This window comes from Mesorhizobium sp. M0296, assembly GCF_040321675.1.
Classification (GTDB): domain Bacteria; phylum Pseudomonadota; class Alphaproteobacteria; order Rhizobiales; family Rhizobiaceae; genus Mesorhizobium.
This window is the reverse complement of record NZ_JAMYRZ010000032.1, coordinates 38,560-51,969: the sequence shown is the minus strand read 5'-3', so window position 1 is coordinate 51,969 and position 13,410 is coordinate 38,560. Positions and strand designations below refer to the sequence as shown.

The window sequence follows — 13,410 nt, the reverse complement described above, 5'->3', positions numbered from 1 at the left end:
GACATTATTCGAAAGAATTGGGACAATCGGCCTCACCCGTTGCTGGAGCTCCCATGACCGATCCTGCCGTTGCCGCCATCGCCTTCGATGGCATCAGCCCGTTTCATCTCTCCGTGCCGTGTCTCGTGTTCGGCGCGGATCGCACGGAGCTCGGCCTGCCGCGCTTCGACTTCCGGGTCTGCGCGATTGAGGACGGGCCGATCCGCACCGATGCCGGTCTGACCATCAGCGTCCCGCACGGGCTTTCCGCGCTCGATGACGCCGACATCGTCATCGTGCCAAGCTGGAAAGATCTCGGGAGCTCGCCTCCAGCGGCATTGATCGACGCGTTGCTTGGCGCGCACGAGCGCGGCGCGCTGATCGTCGGACTGTGCTTGGGAACGTTCGCTGTTGCGGCGACCGGACTGCTTTCGGGGCGGCGAGCGGCGACGCACTGGGCCTACGCGGATCAGCTGCAGGAACTCTATCCCGACATTCTCGTCGAACCGGAAGTGCTCTACATCGACAATGGCGATGTCGTGACATCCGCCGGCGTCGCCGCCGGGCTCGACTGCTGCCTGCACGTCGTACGGGCTCGTTACGGCGCGGAGGCGGCACTTCGCCTTGCCCGGCAGATTGTGCTTTCTCCGCACAGGCAGGGCGGGCAGGCGCAATTCATCGAACGTCCCATCGCCAGGACCGGCAATGCGGACCGCTTCACCCAGGCTCTCGAAGCGGTGCGCAAAACCCTGGGTGAGCCGCACAGTCTGGACAGCGTTGCCGGTCACGCCGGCCTCACCCGCCGGACGTTCACGCGCCGTTTCCAGAAAACGATCGGCACCAGTTTCGGCGACTGGCTGACCGACCAGCGCGTCCAGCTGGCGCAACGGCTGCTGGAAGCAACGGAAAAATCGATGGACACGGTTGCCTTCGAGGCCGGCTTCGGCAGCGCTACCTCGCTGCGCCAGCATTTCGCAGCGCGCCTCAGAACCTCGCCGGCGCAGTACCGGCGCGAATTCTCGAAGAGTGCTCAGGAGGAGCGCGTGGCGCACATGCCGAGGTGAAATTCGGCTCGCGCTCGATTCCAGGGCAATCGCTTCAGTGCCGACGTTGGACTGCCATCTGGCCCGAGTAGGCTATCTTTTCTCTCGAAGCGATTGCCCTGCTCTCGATCCTGTCGTGGTTGAAAGGCTCTGCGTCATCTGTCATATATTAAAGCGACAGATGACGCGAAGAGGGCTCGCCGTGGCGATGGCATTGGAAAAGGCTGCGCCAGCAGCAAAAAACAATGAACTTCAGAAGGTGGCGAAATTGCTAGGCGGCAGCCGCATTCTGGCAAGGCGCCTCAGCAGCGCTTTGGATGCCCACGAGTTGCTTCTGCACGGCCTGCCGGCTTCAGCGCTGGACCATCTTATCGGGCAACTCGTCTTCATCCAGAAGACCGATTCGCTGGAGAAGGCCGTCGGCATGAGCCTGCGCACCTACCAGCGCCGCAAGGATGCTCCGTCCAAGCCTCTCAGTCAGGACCAGAGCGGACGAACCTGGAAGTTCGCGGAGATCCTGTCGAAAGCTACCGACGTGTTCGGTTCGCAGGCGGAGGCAGAGCAATGGCTGGAGCGCCCGGCGATTGGGCTCGACCAGCGTCGTCCAATCGACCTTCTGGCGACGCCGGCGGGGATCGAGCTTGTAGAAGACTATCTGGAACGGCTTGAATATGGCGTTTATGCATGACGCCGCTGCCGGCGGCGCTTGGTGGCTCCGACCTCATCGGATGGCGCCTCGATCAAGCCGCGTTTGCGCCTACATGGGATAGTGGCGAGGGCGCATACAGGGTGGGCGGACGCTGGAACAGCAAGGGCGTGCGCGCCGTCTACTGCTCGATCGATCCGTCGACTGCGATCCTCGAGGTTGCGGTCCATAAGGGCTTCAGGGCGCTCGACACGATTGCGCATGTCATGACGGCAGCAATCGTCAGCGATGTCGCGGATGTGCATATCGTCGACCCCGCCGCCGTGCCCAACCCCAAGTGGTTGCGCCCTGGCATTCCGAGCTCCGGACAACAGGCGTTTGGCGACGATCTTCTGCAACGGCACCGGTTCGTGGTGATTCCGAGCGCCGTATCGCAGCGTAGCTGGAACCTGATCTTCGACGCGAGCCTCGCCAGAGGGGCATACGCCATGAAGACCCAGGAGGCGTTTGCGCTCGACACACGGTTGCATCCACCTCCGGCCAAGTGACATAGCCGCCCCCATGTCCATCAGAACGAGGACGTGACCGGCAACAGAAGCACGGTGCTCAGTTGTTGCTGATTACCCGTGCCGGATTGCCGACCACCGTGGTGTTCGCCGCGACGTCGCGCGTCACCACAGCACCGGCGCCGACGATGGCGCCATCGCCGATCCTGACTCCGCCGAGGATGACGGCACTGCCGCCGATCCAGGCATTGTCGCCGATCTCGACCGGCTTGGCGATCTCCAGCCCTGCCCGTCGCCCGGCAGCCTCCTTGTGGTGCTCGGCGCAATAGATCTGCACATTCGGGCCGAGCAGCGTTCCCTTACCGATGCGCACTGGCGCCGTGTCGAGAATGATGCAGCCGGCATTGAGAAAAACGCGGTCGCCGAGAAAGATGTTGAAGCCATAAGCGCAGTGGAACTGCGCCTCGATCCGGGCGCCCTCGCCCGCAGCGCCGAGCAGCGTCCGCAATCCACGCCCGATGTCGCGACGCTGCCGGGGCGGCAGGCTGTTGTGCTCGAACACCGCGTCTCGCGCCGTGATGCGCAACGCCTCCAGTTCCGGATCGAGGCAGCAATACCACTCGCCCGCCGCCATTTTCGTGCGTTCGCTTTCGGCCATGGCCGCAACTCCAGTCTCAATCTTTGCCAAAGCACAAGTGCTGCAAATGCGGAAGCGCCGGCGGCGACACCACCTCTGGTCAAATACCGGACCTATGGTAGCTTGCTCTCTCGGACCTGTCCCAAGCCGGCCATCGAGGGATCAATCATGCTGTACATTTTTGCACTCCTGATTGGCATCGTTGCCGGGCTTCGCGCGATGACCGCGCCCGCCGCCGTCGCGTGGGGCGCCTGGCTTGGCTGGTTGCCGGTCGCGGACACCTGGGCGAGCTTCATGGGCCACTGGATCGCCGTCGGCATCTTCACCATCCTGGCCATCGCCGAGCTGGTCACCGACCAGCTGCCCTCGGCGCCGAGCCGCAAGGTGCCGCAGCAATTCGGCACGCGTATCGTCTTGGGCGCTTTCACCGGCGCGGTGATCGGCGCCACCGGCGGCGCCACCATCGGCGGCCTGATCGCCGGCGCCATCGGCGCGGTGATCGGCACGCTGGGCGGCGCCGAGGCGCGTAAACGCCTGGCCGCCGCCTTCGGCAAGGACCCGCCGGCCGCCTTCATCGAGGACGCGGTGGCGATCGTCGGCGGGCTTCTGATCGCGGCGGCGGCGGCATGACGGCAAAGACATTCGACGCCATCATCGTCGGTGCCGGGCAGGCCGGCCTACCGCTCGCCGGCCGGCTGAATGCGGCCGGCATGAGCGTGGCGCTGATCGAGCGAAAGCTGGTCGGCGGCACTTGCGTCAACACCGGCTGCACGCCGACCAAAACGATGGTGGCAAGCGCCTATGCCGCGCATCTCGCCCGCTCGGCCGCGGATTACGGGGTGACGCTGTCCGGTCCCGTCGGCGTAAACTACAAGGCGATCAAGGCGCGCAAGGACAAGGTCTCCAACGGCGCCCGCGGCAATCTCGAAGACTGGATTGCCGGCATGGACAAATGCACGCTCTATCGCGGCCATGCGCGCTTCGTAAGCGCCAACACGGTGCGCGTCGGCGACGATCTGCTGAGCGCCGAAAAGATATTCCTCAACACCGGCGGGCGCGCCTCGGTGCCCGACCTGCCTGGCATCGACGGCATTTCTTACCTGACCAATTCCTCGATGATGGATCTCGACGTGCTGCCGCGCCATCTCATCGTTGTCGGCGGCAGCTATGTCTCGCTCGAATTCGCGCAGATGTTCCGCCGCTTCGGTTCCGAAGTCACGGTCATCGAAAAAAGCCCGCGCCTGATCGGTCGCGAGGACGAGGATGTCTCGGACGCCATTTTGTCGATCCTCGAAAACGAAGCCATTGCCGTCCATCTCGGCGCCGACGACATCCGCTTCGCCAGGCGAGGCAACGAAATCGCCGTGACCTTCTCGCCAGGCAAGGCGGCTGCGGTCGGCTCGCATGTGCTGCTGGCGCTCGGCCGCACGCCAAACACCGACGATCTCGGCCTCGACAAAGCCGGCGTCGAGGTCGACAAACGCGGCTTCATCGTCGTCGACGACCAGTTGCGCACCAGCGTGCCCGGCATCTGGGCGATGGGCGACTGCAACGGCAAGGGCGCCTTCACCCACACCTCGTACAACGATTACGAGATCGTCGCCGCCAACCTGCTCGACAACGATCCGCGCAAGGTCAGCGACCGCATCGAGGCCTATGCGCTCTATATCGACCCACCGCTCGGCCGCTGCGGCATGACCGAAGCCGCGGTAAGGAAATCCGGCCGCCGCGCCTTGGTCGGCCAGCGGCCAATGACCCGCGTCAGCCGTGCCGTCGAAAAAGGTGAGACGCAAGGCTTCATGAAGATCCTGGTCGATGCCGACACCAAGGAGATCCTCGGCTGTTCGGTGCTCGGCCCGGGCGGCGACGAGGCGGTGCACTGCGTGCTCGACCTGATGTATGCCAAGGCGCCGGTCAGCACGCTGGCGCGCGCCGTGCACATCCACCCGAACGTCTCGGAGCTTCTGCCGACCATCGCCCAGGAACTCAAGCCGCTGGTGTGACGGCCGGGTAGAATCGTGCGCCCATAGCGGCAGCGACTGGACCAATCGACAGCCCAGCGGCAAAAGGGCATGTGTTCCGCCTCTTCTCCCGGAGCCATCCCATGCAGAAGTCCATCGAACGCGTCGCCGGCGACAGCGAAGGCGTTTCCTACGAATTCCCCGTCTTCCGCTTCGCCGGAACGGACAAGACGGCGCCTTCCGCCTATCTGCAGGCGGCACTTCATGCCGGCGAATTGCCGGGCGTCGTCGCCATCGACACGCTGATGCCGATGCTCAGCAAGGCGGAAGCCGAAGGCCGCATCACCGGCAATATGACCATCGTGCCCTGGGCTAATCCGATCGGCCGCGCGCAATATCTTTACGGCGACCATCAGGGCCGCTTTCATCTGGGCACGCGCACCAATTTCAATCGCGGCTTTCCGCGGCTCGCCGCGCCCGACCTCACGCTGCTGCCGGCGCACGGCACGGTCGACCAGCGGCTGAAAACGCGGCTGCTGCAGCTCTCCATTGGCCACGACATCGTGCTCGACCTGCATTGCGACGATGAGGGCCTCGCCTATCTTTACGTCCACACCAGCCTGTGGCCGGCCATGGCGGATTGTGCAGCGGCCATGGGCGTCGACGCGGTGATGCTGTGGGACGAAGACCCCGACGGCACCTTCGAAGGCGCCTCGATCATGCCGTATCAGAACGTTCCCGCCGACGTCGCGTGCCTCGACCGGCGCGTCGCCACCACGGTCGAATATCGCGGCATACTCGATGTCGACGGCGCCCTCGCCGGCGCCGATGCCGAAGGGCTCTACCGGCTGCTGGTGGCGCGCGACGTCATCCAGGATCAGGCGCTGCCCGCGCCTGGCAGCTTCGTTGGGCTCGTCGCGCCGCTCGAAAACATCGAGATGATGCCGGCGCCCCGCTCGGGCGCGATCCTTTACGACGTGAAGCCGGGCGACCGCGTCACCAAGGGTGCGCGCCTTGCCACCATCGTCCACGCGCCCGGCGAGCCCGACGGCCGCACGGAAGTGTTGGCGCCGCAGGCGGGCCTCATCCTGACGCGGCGTTCCCGCCGCATCATCCGCGCCGGCGAAGACCTCTTGAAGCTGGTCGGCGACGGGACGAGCGCCGATGCAAGGTCGGGAACGCTGGAGGACTGACGCACCCCGCCAGGCTACCCCGAAATCGCCTGTCGCGCCTTGGCCTCCAGCCATTCGGCCATCTGCCGGTACGGCACCGGACCATGGCTCACGCGGGCGACGCCGAGTTCGGCAAGCCTCTGGCGCGGCGGCACATGCGCCAGGGCAATGATGTTGACCGGCAATGCCGTTGCCTCGCAGAGCGCCTCGATCAGGCCTTCATCGGCAAGCCCCGGCGCAAAGAAGCCATGCGCTCCGGCCCTTTCGTAGGCGTGCGCCCGCTCGATCGCCTGATCGAGAAGAGCCTTGTCGTGCGCATTCGGTTTAGTCTTCAGGAAAATGTCGGTTCGGCTATTAATGAAGGCCGGAATACCCGACGTCTTCACCGCCGCTGCAGCCGCTTCGATCCGCCTCACCTGTATGGCGATGTCGTGCAGCCCACTGCCGCCGACGATCTGATCCTCGAAATTAAAGCCGACGGCTCCAGCCTGCACGGCGAGCGTCACGCTGCGGGCGACAACCTCCGGAGCGACCCCGTAACCCCCCTCGAGGTCCATGGTTACCGGCACATCCACCGCCGCAACGATGCGTTTGATGTTTTCGAGCGCCAGTTCCAACGGGATTTTCTCGCCATCGGCGAATCCGAAAGCGGCCGCGACCGGCCAGCTTCCGGTGGCGATGGCCTTGGCCCCTGCTTTCTCGATGATCTTGGCGGAGCCTGGGTCCCAGGCATTGTAGAGGACAATCGGGTTTCCCTTGACATGGAGAGAATGGAACGTCCGTGCGCGGTCGAACTGCTGGGTCATTTGATGTTTTCCCGTCTTCCTGCTGTTTGATGCAGAGTCTAGGCAGGACGGCCGGTCTTGGCCATGTGCCATGGGTTGCGAAAGCGGCAGCCACCCCACAGACTTTCAAACCTGTTGCGCATACCGCTTTTCGCGGCTATGGATTTCGCCATGAATATGCGTTCGATCAAGACCATTTGGTGGTGGGCTCGCTGACAGCGGCCTGTTCGAACGCGTTCGCGTGACAATAGAGGGTGGCCGCAGCGGAATGTCCGGGCGGCCATTTGTTTTTTCAAGCCATTCCCGGGTCCGTTGCCCCAAAGACGCTGATGGAGACGGCAATGACGACGAAAATTCTGGAGAATGGCGCCGAGCGCTTTGTCACGGCGGGTGGCGTGGCGATTACCCGCCAGCGCCATGACCGGCCTTACGAGGGGGCGATCGACGGCTATGTCGATGGCCTGAATTCGCGCCGCGGCGCCGTGTTTTCCTCGAATTACGAATATCCCGGCCGCTATACGCGCTGGGACACCGCCATCATCGATCCGCCGGTGGTGATCTCGGCACACGGCCGCGCCATGCGCATCGAGGCGCTGAACCGCCGCGGCGACGTGCTTTTGCCGGTGATCGGCACGGTGCTTGCCGGCCTTGACGATGTCACGATCGCCGAGACGTCCAACAAACTCATCCGCCTCGAGGTCGCCAAGCCCGATCGTATCTTCACTGAAGAGGAACGCAGCCGAGTTCCCTCCGTCTTCACCGTGCTGCGCGCCATCACGGCTTTGTTCAAGACCGAGGAAGACGCCAATCTCGGCCTCTATGGCGCCTTCGGCTACGACCTCGCCTTCCAGTTCGATCCGGTCGACTACAAGCTCGAGCGCAAGCCAAGCCAGCGCGATCTCGTGCTGTTCCTGCCCGACGAGATCCTCGTCGTCGACCACTATTCGACCAAGGCCTGGACCGACCGCTACGACTATTCCGGCGATGGCTTCTCGACCGAAGGCCTGCCGCGCGACGAAATCGTCGAGCCGTTCAGGACCGCCGACCGCATCCCGCCGCGCGGCGACCACGAGCCCGGCGAATATGCCAAGCTGGTGCGCAAGGCGATGAAGAGCTTCGAGCGCGGCGACCTGTTCGAAGTGGTGCCGGGGCAGATGTTCTACGAACGCTGCGAAACCCAGCCCTCCGAGATTTCCCGCAAGCTGAAGAGCATCAACCCTTCGCCCTATTCCTTCTTCATCAATCTCGGCGAGGGCGAATATCTGATCGGCGCCTCGCCGGAAATGTTCGTGCGCGTCAACGGCCGCCGCGTCGAGACCTGCCCGATCTCCGGTACCATCAAGCGCGGTGACGACGCCATCTCCGACAGCGAGCAGATCCTGAAGCTGCTCAATTCGAAGAAGGACGAATCCGAACTCACCATGTGCTCGGACGTCGACCGCAACGACAAGTCGAGGGTCTGTGAGCCGGGCTCGGTGCGCGTCATCGGCCGCCGCCAGATCGAAATGTACTCCCGCCTGATCCACACCGTCGACCACATCGAGGGGCGGCTGCGCGAAGGCATGGACGCCTTCGACGCCTTTCTGTCGCATGCCTGGGCGGTCACCGTCACCGGCGCGCCGAAATTATGGGCCATGCGCTTCATCGAGCAGAACGAGAAGAGCCCGCGCGCCTGGTATGGCGGGGCGATCGGCATGGTCAATTTCAACGGTGACATGAACACCGGCCTGACGCTTCGCACCATTCGCATCAAGGACGGCATCGCCGAGGTGCGCGCCGGCGCCACGCTGCTCTTCGACAGCATTCCCGAGGAAGAAGAAGCCGAAACCGAACTGAAGGCATCCGCCATGCTCTCCGCCATCCGCGACGCCAAATCAGGCAATGCCGCCAGCACCGAACGCAGCACCGCGCGTGTCGGCGACGGCGTCAACATCCTGCTGGTCGACCACGAGGACAGTTTCGTCCATACGCTCGCCAACTATTTCCGCCAGACCGGCGCCAATGTCTCGACGGTGCGCACACCAGTGCCGGATGAGATCTTCGACCGGCTGAAGCCAAACCTGGTCGTGCTCTCGCCCGGCCCCGGCACGCCGAAGGACTTCGACTGCGCCGCCACCATCAAGCGGGCCCGTGCGCGCGACCTGCCGATCTTCGGCGTCTGCCTCGGGCTGCAGGCGCTGGCCGAGGCCTATGGCGGCGAGCTGCGCCAACTGCACATCCCGATGCATGGCAAGCCGTCGCGCATCCGCGTGTCGAAGCCGGGCATCATCTTCTCCGGCCTGCCCAAGGAGGTGACGGTCGGCCGCTATCATTCGATCTTTGCAGATCCGGTGCGGCTGCCCGATGGTTTTGTCGTCACCGCCGAGACCGAGGACGGCATCATCATGGCCTTCGAGCACCGCAAGGAGCCGATCGCCGCAGTGCAGTTCCACCCGGAGTCGATCATGACGCTCGGCCACAATGCCGGCATGCGCATCATCGAGAACATTGTCGCGCACCTGCCGCGCAAGGCCAAGGAAAAGGCCGCTTAATTCGAGGGCTCTGTGTTGGGATCTTTTCCCCAGTGACCGCGGCGGAAATCAAAGCCGCCGCCAGGCAGAAGGTCGCCAGCCTCGCCTTCTGGTCGATCGTCGTCGCCTGCGTCGTGCTCGGCCTGAAGCTGGTGGCCTGGTACGTCACCGGTTCGGTCGCGCTTTATTCGGACGCGCTGGAATCGATCGTCAACGTCATTGCCTCTGCCGCCGCCTATTGGGCGATCCAGGTCAGCTACAAGCCAGCCGACCAGGACCATCCGTTCGGTCACCACAAGGCCGAGTATTTCTCGGCCGTCCTCGAAGGCGTGCTGATCGTGCTTGCCGCCTTGCTGATCCTCAATGAGGTCTGGTGGTCCTGGCAGCATCCCGCCCTGCTGGAACAGCCATGGACCGGCCTTGCCGTCAATGGCGTCGCAACGGTCATCAACGCCGTCTGGGCCTTGACGCTGATCCGCACCGGCCGAAGCGAAAAATCGCCGGCTCTCGTTGCCGACGGCAGGCACATCATGACCGACGTGGCGACCTCGGTCGGTGTGTTCATCGGCCTGGTCGGCGCCGTGCTGACCGGCTGGCAGGTTCTCGATCCGGCTCTTGCCGTGATCGTGGCGCTGAACATCCTGTGGCAGGGCTGGCACGTCATCGGCTCGTCGATGAACGGGCTGATGGACCGCGCCGTCGACACCCAGGAACATATCCGCATACGCGACATCATCTCGGCCAATTGCAAGGGCGCGCTCGAGGTCCACGACCTGAAGACGCGCATCGCCGGCCGCGCCACCTTCATCGAGTTCCACCTGGTCGTCGACGCCGACATGTCTGTCGGCGCCAGCCACGTCATCTGCGACCGCATCGAAGACGCGCTGCAGGCCGAAATCCCTTCCGTGCGGGTCATCATCCATGTCGAGCCCGACGACGAGGCGAAACTGCCCAAGGGCACGACGGCCGTGCCGTTCGCGTGAAGCGATAGCGGGACGCCGCCATCCAAAAACCTTGAGGTCGGCGGGACAGCACCCCCCTCTGTCCCGCCGGCATCGCGTCTCTGAACTGCTACAGCCCGCAGGCAGCCTGCGGCATCGGCTCCAGCCGGTAGACCTTGTCGTCGGAGCTGGTGTCACCTTCCGCCGCTTTCGAGCACAGATCGATGATCGGCAGGCCGCTGTTCGGGTTGGCCAGCATCATCGTGCCGTTGGCGCCGCGGCGAAGGAAGACCTCCCTTTGCGCGATGTCACAGGACGCAGCACCCGTCTTCGCGCTCGCCGCGCAGCGCCACTGGTCGCCCTCGCCCTGACAATTATAGACCTGCGTGACCTTGGCCGATTTCTGCCGCGTGGTAACCGAAACGGCGATATCGGCGCCGCTTGGCCAATTGGCCGGATCGCCCTCCTTGGCGAAAGACGCCAGCTCGACCGGTCCGCGGAACACCCTGATCGACTGGGTCAGTTGGTCGGGATGCGAGCCGAGATGCTCGGCGTCGTAGTCGCGTCCGTAGCAGAAGGCCTGGTCCGGCTTCAGCCGCTCGCGCAATGGCGGGCCAAGTGCCGGATCGATCGGGTCGATGCGCGCGAACTCCGCCTTGCAGGTGGCGGCCGGCATCGGATCGAGCCTGAAGCCGTTGTCGTCCTTGCCCAGCGCCTGCCTTTCGTACTCCGCCTTGCCGAGCTCGTCTTCCGATCCGGCGTCGAGATAGAGGTCGGGCTGCACGTCCGAGACGATCAGCCGGCCTTTGTCGTCGACCTTCAGCGAAGCCATGGTGCGGTCGCAGTCCATACCGCACCGGATCGGGCCGGTCTTGCCGTCCTCCGACTCATGACTGCACCAGCCGCCAAGCCATTCAGGCGCCTCGGCGCCGCGCACCGTCGTCGCCATGAAGCCATTGTAGGAGGAATCGATGCCGGCGCTTGGCTCCTCGTTTGGCCGGCTGACCGGATCGCGGCCGTAATAGAAGAAGATGCGCGTCACCTTCTGCTGCGGATGCGACTTGAGATGCGCGGCGTCATAGACGCGGCCGAAGCAGGCGTCCTTGCCGTCGGGGCTGAGCTCGGTGAGTTTGAGCGTGTCGTCGGCGAAAGCAGAGCCGGCGACGGCGGCGAGCAAGGCAACCCCAACTCCGGCGCCCATCACGGTCCTTGATATCATGCTGGCTCCCCCTGCCCCGACAAGACGTGGCTTCAATTTATGTTAGGATCGAGGCCGAGGCCACGCAAATTGCGCGCGCCGGCCAAATGGGAGATGAAGCCATGCGACGCCGCGATATTTTCCGCGTCGGTCTTGCCGGAGCCGCCGGGCTTTTCGGGCTGCGCCCCACCAAGGCGGCAGCCATTGAAGTCAAGGCCGTCGAAGAGGAAAGGCAAAAGGTCGCCTATCACCTCAGCGATCTCGACAAGGTCAATTTCGTGCTCGGCAACATCAAGAACCACTTCGAAGGCACCGACGGCAAAGTCGACATCGCGCTTGTCGTGCACGGCCCGGCACTTGCCGCCTTCAAGTCGAAGGGTATATCGGCCGCCATTTCCGGGCGGTTCGCCGGCCTTGTCCAGGATGGGCTCAGCCCGCACGCTTGCGCCAACACCATGCACGGCATGGATATCGGCCTGGCCGACCTGCTCGACGGCTTCCATGCAGCCGACAGGGGCGGCGTCGTCAAGCTCGCCGAATTGCAACGCCAGGGCTACGCCTATCTCAGGCCATAGGGCAATTCCAGGAAAAGTGTGAAACGGTTTGCCGTCCGGAATTGCGTCAAGACAAAGAGGGAGCGGTTCGCCGTTTCCGTGAAACGGTGAACCGCCCTAAACTTTTACGGACTTGAACGCGAGGACTGCGAGGGCCTACGAAGAGCAGGCAGAGTCCCCGGAGGAATAGACGTGCCAGCCACCACCACCCTTGTCAGCCCCTCTCTCGTCATCCCCGACCTTGCCGGAAAGGCGGTCCTGGTCACCGGCGCCTCGACCGGCATCGGCGCGGCGCTCGCACTCGCCTACGCCGCGCAGAAATGCCGCGTCGCACTGCATTACAATTCGAGCCGCGCGGCTGCCGAAAACCTGGCCGCGACCATTCGCAACGGCTGCGGCGACGTGTTCCTCGCCCAGGGCGATTTCTCGATTCCCGCCGATGTCGAGCGCGTCGTCGAGGACAGTGCGCAACATTTCGGCCGGCTCGACGGCCTCGTCAACAATGCCGGCGGCATGCTCGGCCGCGTGGCCTATGCCGAGCAGACCGAGGCGCATTACGACGCGGTGATGGACCTCAACGCGCGTTCCGTGCTGACAGCTTCGCGCAAGGCAATCCCATGGCTGAAGCGGCAGGGTGGCTTCATCGTCAACACCTCCTCGATCGCCGCGCGCAACGGCGCCGGCGGCGGCGCCGGCCTGTACGGCTCGGCCAAGGCCTTCGTCTCCAACGTCACGCGCGGCATGGCCAAGGAGCTGATCGGTTTCAACATCCGCGTCAACGCGGTGGCGCCCGGCACGATCGCGACACCTTTCCACGAGCGCTACTCGACCGACGACCAGATGAAGGGCATGATCGCCACCATCCCGCAGGGCCGCGCCGGCACCGCCGAGGACTGCGTTGGCGCCTATCTGTTCCTCTCCTCCGATCTGTTGAGCGGCTACATCACCGGCCAGGTGATCGAGGTGAATGGCGGGCAGTTGATGCCGTAGACGGCGAACTGCATACTCCTGGTTGCGTCATCTCAACGGAGCAAAGCGAATGTACGGACTGATCGGCAAGATGCGGGCGATGCGCGGCCAGCGTGACGCAATGATGGATATCCTGCTCGCCAGCACCGGCGCCATGCCCGGCTGCCTGAACTACATCATCGCCACCGACCCGGCCGATGCCGACGCGATCTGGGTGACCGAAGTGTGGACCGACGCCGAAAGCCACAAGGCTTCGCTGCAGCTGCCCGAAATCCAGGCGGCAATCGCCAAGGCACGGCCGATCATCGCCGGCTTCGAGTTCCAGGTGGAGACGCATCCTGTTGGCGGGTTCGGGTTGCCGGCGGTGAAGGCGGGATAGAGGGAGAGGCCTATGGGACAGCGCCCCCCTCTGGCCTGCCGGCCATCTCCCCCTCAAGTAGGGAGATTGGCAGCTTCGCCGACAGCGCTCTTTTTTGGAGATTGGCGAAGGCCGACGTGACATCCAATCT

Annotated in this window: 14 protein-coding genes; 11 read left to right on the top strand and 3 right to left on the bottom strand. The window is 64.3% G+C overall.

Features of this window, described 5'->3' with window-relative positions:
• Positions 1–53 precede the first annotated feature (53 nt).
• The 3 genes from NKI97_RS25775 (at position 54) to NKI97_RS25765 (ending at position 2,216) form a co-directional block, all read left to right on the top strand.
• Positions 54–1,043, top strand: a complete 990-nt coding sequence (locus NKI97_RS25775; protein WP_254819147.1) for a helix-turn-helix domain-containing protein — start codon at positions 54–56, stop codon at positions 1,041–1,043.
• A 187-nt stretch (positions 1,044–1,230) separates the two neighbouring features.
• Entirely contained in the window at positions 1,231–1,710 is a 480-nt protein-coding gene (gene parS / locus NKI97_RS25770) for a type II RES/Xre toxin-antitoxin system antitoxin (protein ID WP_352638288.1), read from the top strand.
• Positions 1,707–2,216: an RES family NAD+ phosphorylase gene (locus tag NKI97_RS25765; RefSeq protein ID WP_352833387.1), complete on the top strand. Its 510-nt coding sequence runs from the start codon at positions 1,707–1,709 to the stop codon at positions 2,214–2,216. Before parS ends, NKI97_RS25765 begins: the two co-directional genes overlap by 4 nt.
• 58 nt (positions 2,217–2,274) lie before the next feature.
• Here NKI97_RS25765 and NKI97_RS25760 read toward each other — a convergent pair whose 3' ends face one another.
• Complete coding sequence (locus tag NKI97_RS25760; RefSeq protein ID WP_352837284.1) at positions 2,275–2,832, bottom strand: sugar O-acetyltransferase; 558 nt, start codon at positions 2,830–2,832, stop codon at positions 2,275–2,277.
• Positions 2,833–2,979: 147 nt separating this feature from the next.
• Here NKI97_RS25760 and NKI97_RS25755 point away from each other — a divergent pair, with 147 nt between their 5' ends.
• The 3 genes from NKI97_RS25755 to NKI97_RS25745 all read left to right on the top strand — a co-directional run bounded on the left by NKI97_RS25755 (position 2,980) and on the right by NKI97_RS25745 (position 5,965).
• Positions 2,980–3,441: a DUF4126 domain-containing protein gene (locus NKI97_RS25755; protein WP_352450545.1), complete on the top strand. Its 462-nt coding sequence runs from the start codon at positions 2,980–2,982 to the stop codon at positions 3,439–3,441.
• Positions 3,438–4,814: an FAD-containing oxidoreductase gene (locus NKI97_RS25750; RefSeq protein WP_352837281.1), complete on the top strand. Its 1,377-nt coding sequence runs from the start codon at positions 3,438–3,440 to the stop codon at positions 4,812–4,814. Before NKI97_RS25755 ends, NKI97_RS25750 begins: the two co-directional genes overlap by 4 nt.
• Before the next feature lie 101 nt (positions 4,815–4,915).
• Entirely contained in the window at positions 4,916–5,965 is a 1,050-nt protein-coding gene (locus NKI97_RS25745; RefSeq protein WP_352744290.1) for a M14 family metallopeptidase, read from the top strand.
• 14 nt (positions 5,966–5,979) lie between these two features.
• On the opposite strand, the gene NKI97_RS25740 is transcribed toward NKI97_RS25745, so the two are convergent.
• Positions 5,980–6,750 carry an isocitrate lyase/PEP mutase family protein gene (locus NKI97_RS25740; RefSeq protein ID WP_352450548.1) on the bottom strand — a complete coding sequence of 257 codons (771 nt, stop codon included), beginning with the start codon at positions 6,748–6,750 and terminating at the stop codon, positions 5,980–5,982.
• A gap of 320 nt (positions 6,751–7,070) precedes the next feature.
• On the opposite strand from NKI97_RS25740, the gene NKI97_RS25735 reads away from it, so the two are divergent.
• Both NKI97_RS25735 and NKI97_RS25730 read left to right on the top strand, forming a co-directional pair.
• Positions 7,071–9,260, top strand: a complete 2,190-nt coding sequence (locus tag NKI97_RS25735) for an anthranilate synthase (RefSeq protein WP_352837278.1) — start codon at positions 7,071–7,073, stop codon at positions 9,258–9,260.
• 32 nt (positions 9,261–9,292) lie between these two features.
• The gene (locus NKI97_RS25730) at positions 9,293–10,222 is read left to right on the top strand and encodes a cation diffusion facilitator family transporter (protein WP_502895031.1); all 930 of its coding nucleotides are present in this window, start codon (positions 9,293–9,295) and stop codon (positions 10,220–10,222) included.
• A gap of 88 nt (positions 10,223–10,310) precedes the next feature.
• Here the strand turns inward: NKI97_RS25730 and NKI97_RS25725 are convergent, their stop codons facing one another.
• On the bottom strand, positions 10,311–11,399 hold the full coding sequence (locus NKI97_RS25725) for a hypothetical protein (protein ID WP_352450550.1): 1,089 nt from the start codon (positions 11,397–11,399) through the stop codon (positions 10,311–10,313).
• Between the two features lie 101 nt (positions 11,400–11,500).
• Here NKI97_RS25725 and NKI97_RS25720 point away from each other — a divergent pair, with 101 nt between their 5' ends.
• The 3 genes from NKI97_RS25720 to NKI97_RS25710 all read left to right on the top strand — a co-directional run bounded on the left by NKI97_RS25720 (position 11,501) and on the right by NKI97_RS25710 (position 13,280).
• On the top strand, positions 11,501–11,953 hold the full coding sequence (locus NKI97_RS25720) for a DsrE family protein (RefSeq protein WP_352450551.1): 453 nt from the start codon (positions 11,501–11,503) through the stop codon (positions 11,951–11,953).
• A gap of 171 nt (positions 11,954–12,124) precedes the next feature.
• Positions 12,125–12,922, top strand: coding sequence for an SDR family NAD(P)-dependent oxidoreductase (locus NKI97_RS25715; protein ID WP_352837275.1), 798 nt, complete (start codon positions 12,125–12,127; stop codon positions 12,920–12,922).
• A gap of 49 nt (positions 12,923–12,971) precedes the next feature.
• Positions 12,972–13,280, top strand: a complete 309-nt coding sequence (locus NKI97_RS25710) for a putative quinol monooxygenase (protein ID WP_352837273.1) — start codon at positions 12,972–12,974, stop codon at positions 13,278–13,280.
• The last annotated feature ends 130 nt before the right edge of the window (positions 13,281–13,410 follow it).

Bases quoted from the DNA above. Each gene is read 5' to 3' on its own strand.
- NKI97_RS25765 (WP_352833387.1), top strand. From the start codon at position 1,707: ATGACGCCGCTGCCGGCGGCGCTTGGTGGCTCCGACCTCATCGGATGG.
- parS (WP_352638288.1), top strand. From the start codon at position 1,231: ATGGCATTGGAAAAGGCTGCGCCAGCAGCAAAAAACAATGAACTTCAG.
- NKI97_RS25755 (WP_352450545.1), top strand. From the start codon at position 2,980: ATGCTGTACATTTTTGCACTCCTGATTGGCATCGTTGCCGGGCTTCGC.
- NKI97_RS25740 (WP_352450548.1), bottom strand. From the start codon at position 6,750: ATGACCCAGCAGTTCGACCGCGCACGGACGTTCCATTCTCTCCATGTC.
- NKI97_RS25710 (WP_352837273.1), top strand. From the start codon at position 12,972: ATGTACGGACTGATCGGCAAGATGCGGGCGATGCGCGGCCAGCGTGAC.
- NKI97_RS25745 (WP_352744290.1), top strand. From the start codon at position 4,916: ATGCAGAAGTCCATCGAACGCGTCGCCGGCGACAGCGAAGGCGTTTCC.
- NKI97_RS25750 (WP_352837281.1), top strand. From the start codon at position 3,438: ATGACGGCAAAGACATTCGACGCCATCATCGTCGGTGCCGGGCAGGCC.
- NKI97_RS25760 (WP_352837284.1), bottom strand. From the start codon at position 2,832: ATGGCCGAAAGCGAACGCACGAAAATGGCGGCGGGCGAGTGGTATTGC.
- NKI97_RS25735 (WP_352837278.1), top strand. From the start codon at position 7,071: ATGACGACGAAAATTCTGGAGAATGGCGCCGAGCGCTTTGTCACGGCG.
- NKI97_RS25775 (WP_254819147.1), top strand. From the start codon at position 54: ATGACCGATCCTGCCGTTGCCGCCATCGCCTTCGATGGCATCAGCCCG.
- NKI97_RS25720 (WP_352450551.1), top strand. From the start codon at position 11,501: ATGCGACGCCGCGATATTTTCCGCGTCGGTCTTGCCGGAGCCGCCGGG.
- NKI97_RS25725 (WP_352450550.1), bottom strand. From the start codon at position 11,399: ATGATATCAAGGACCGTGATGGGCGCCGGAGTTGGGGTTGCCTTGCTC.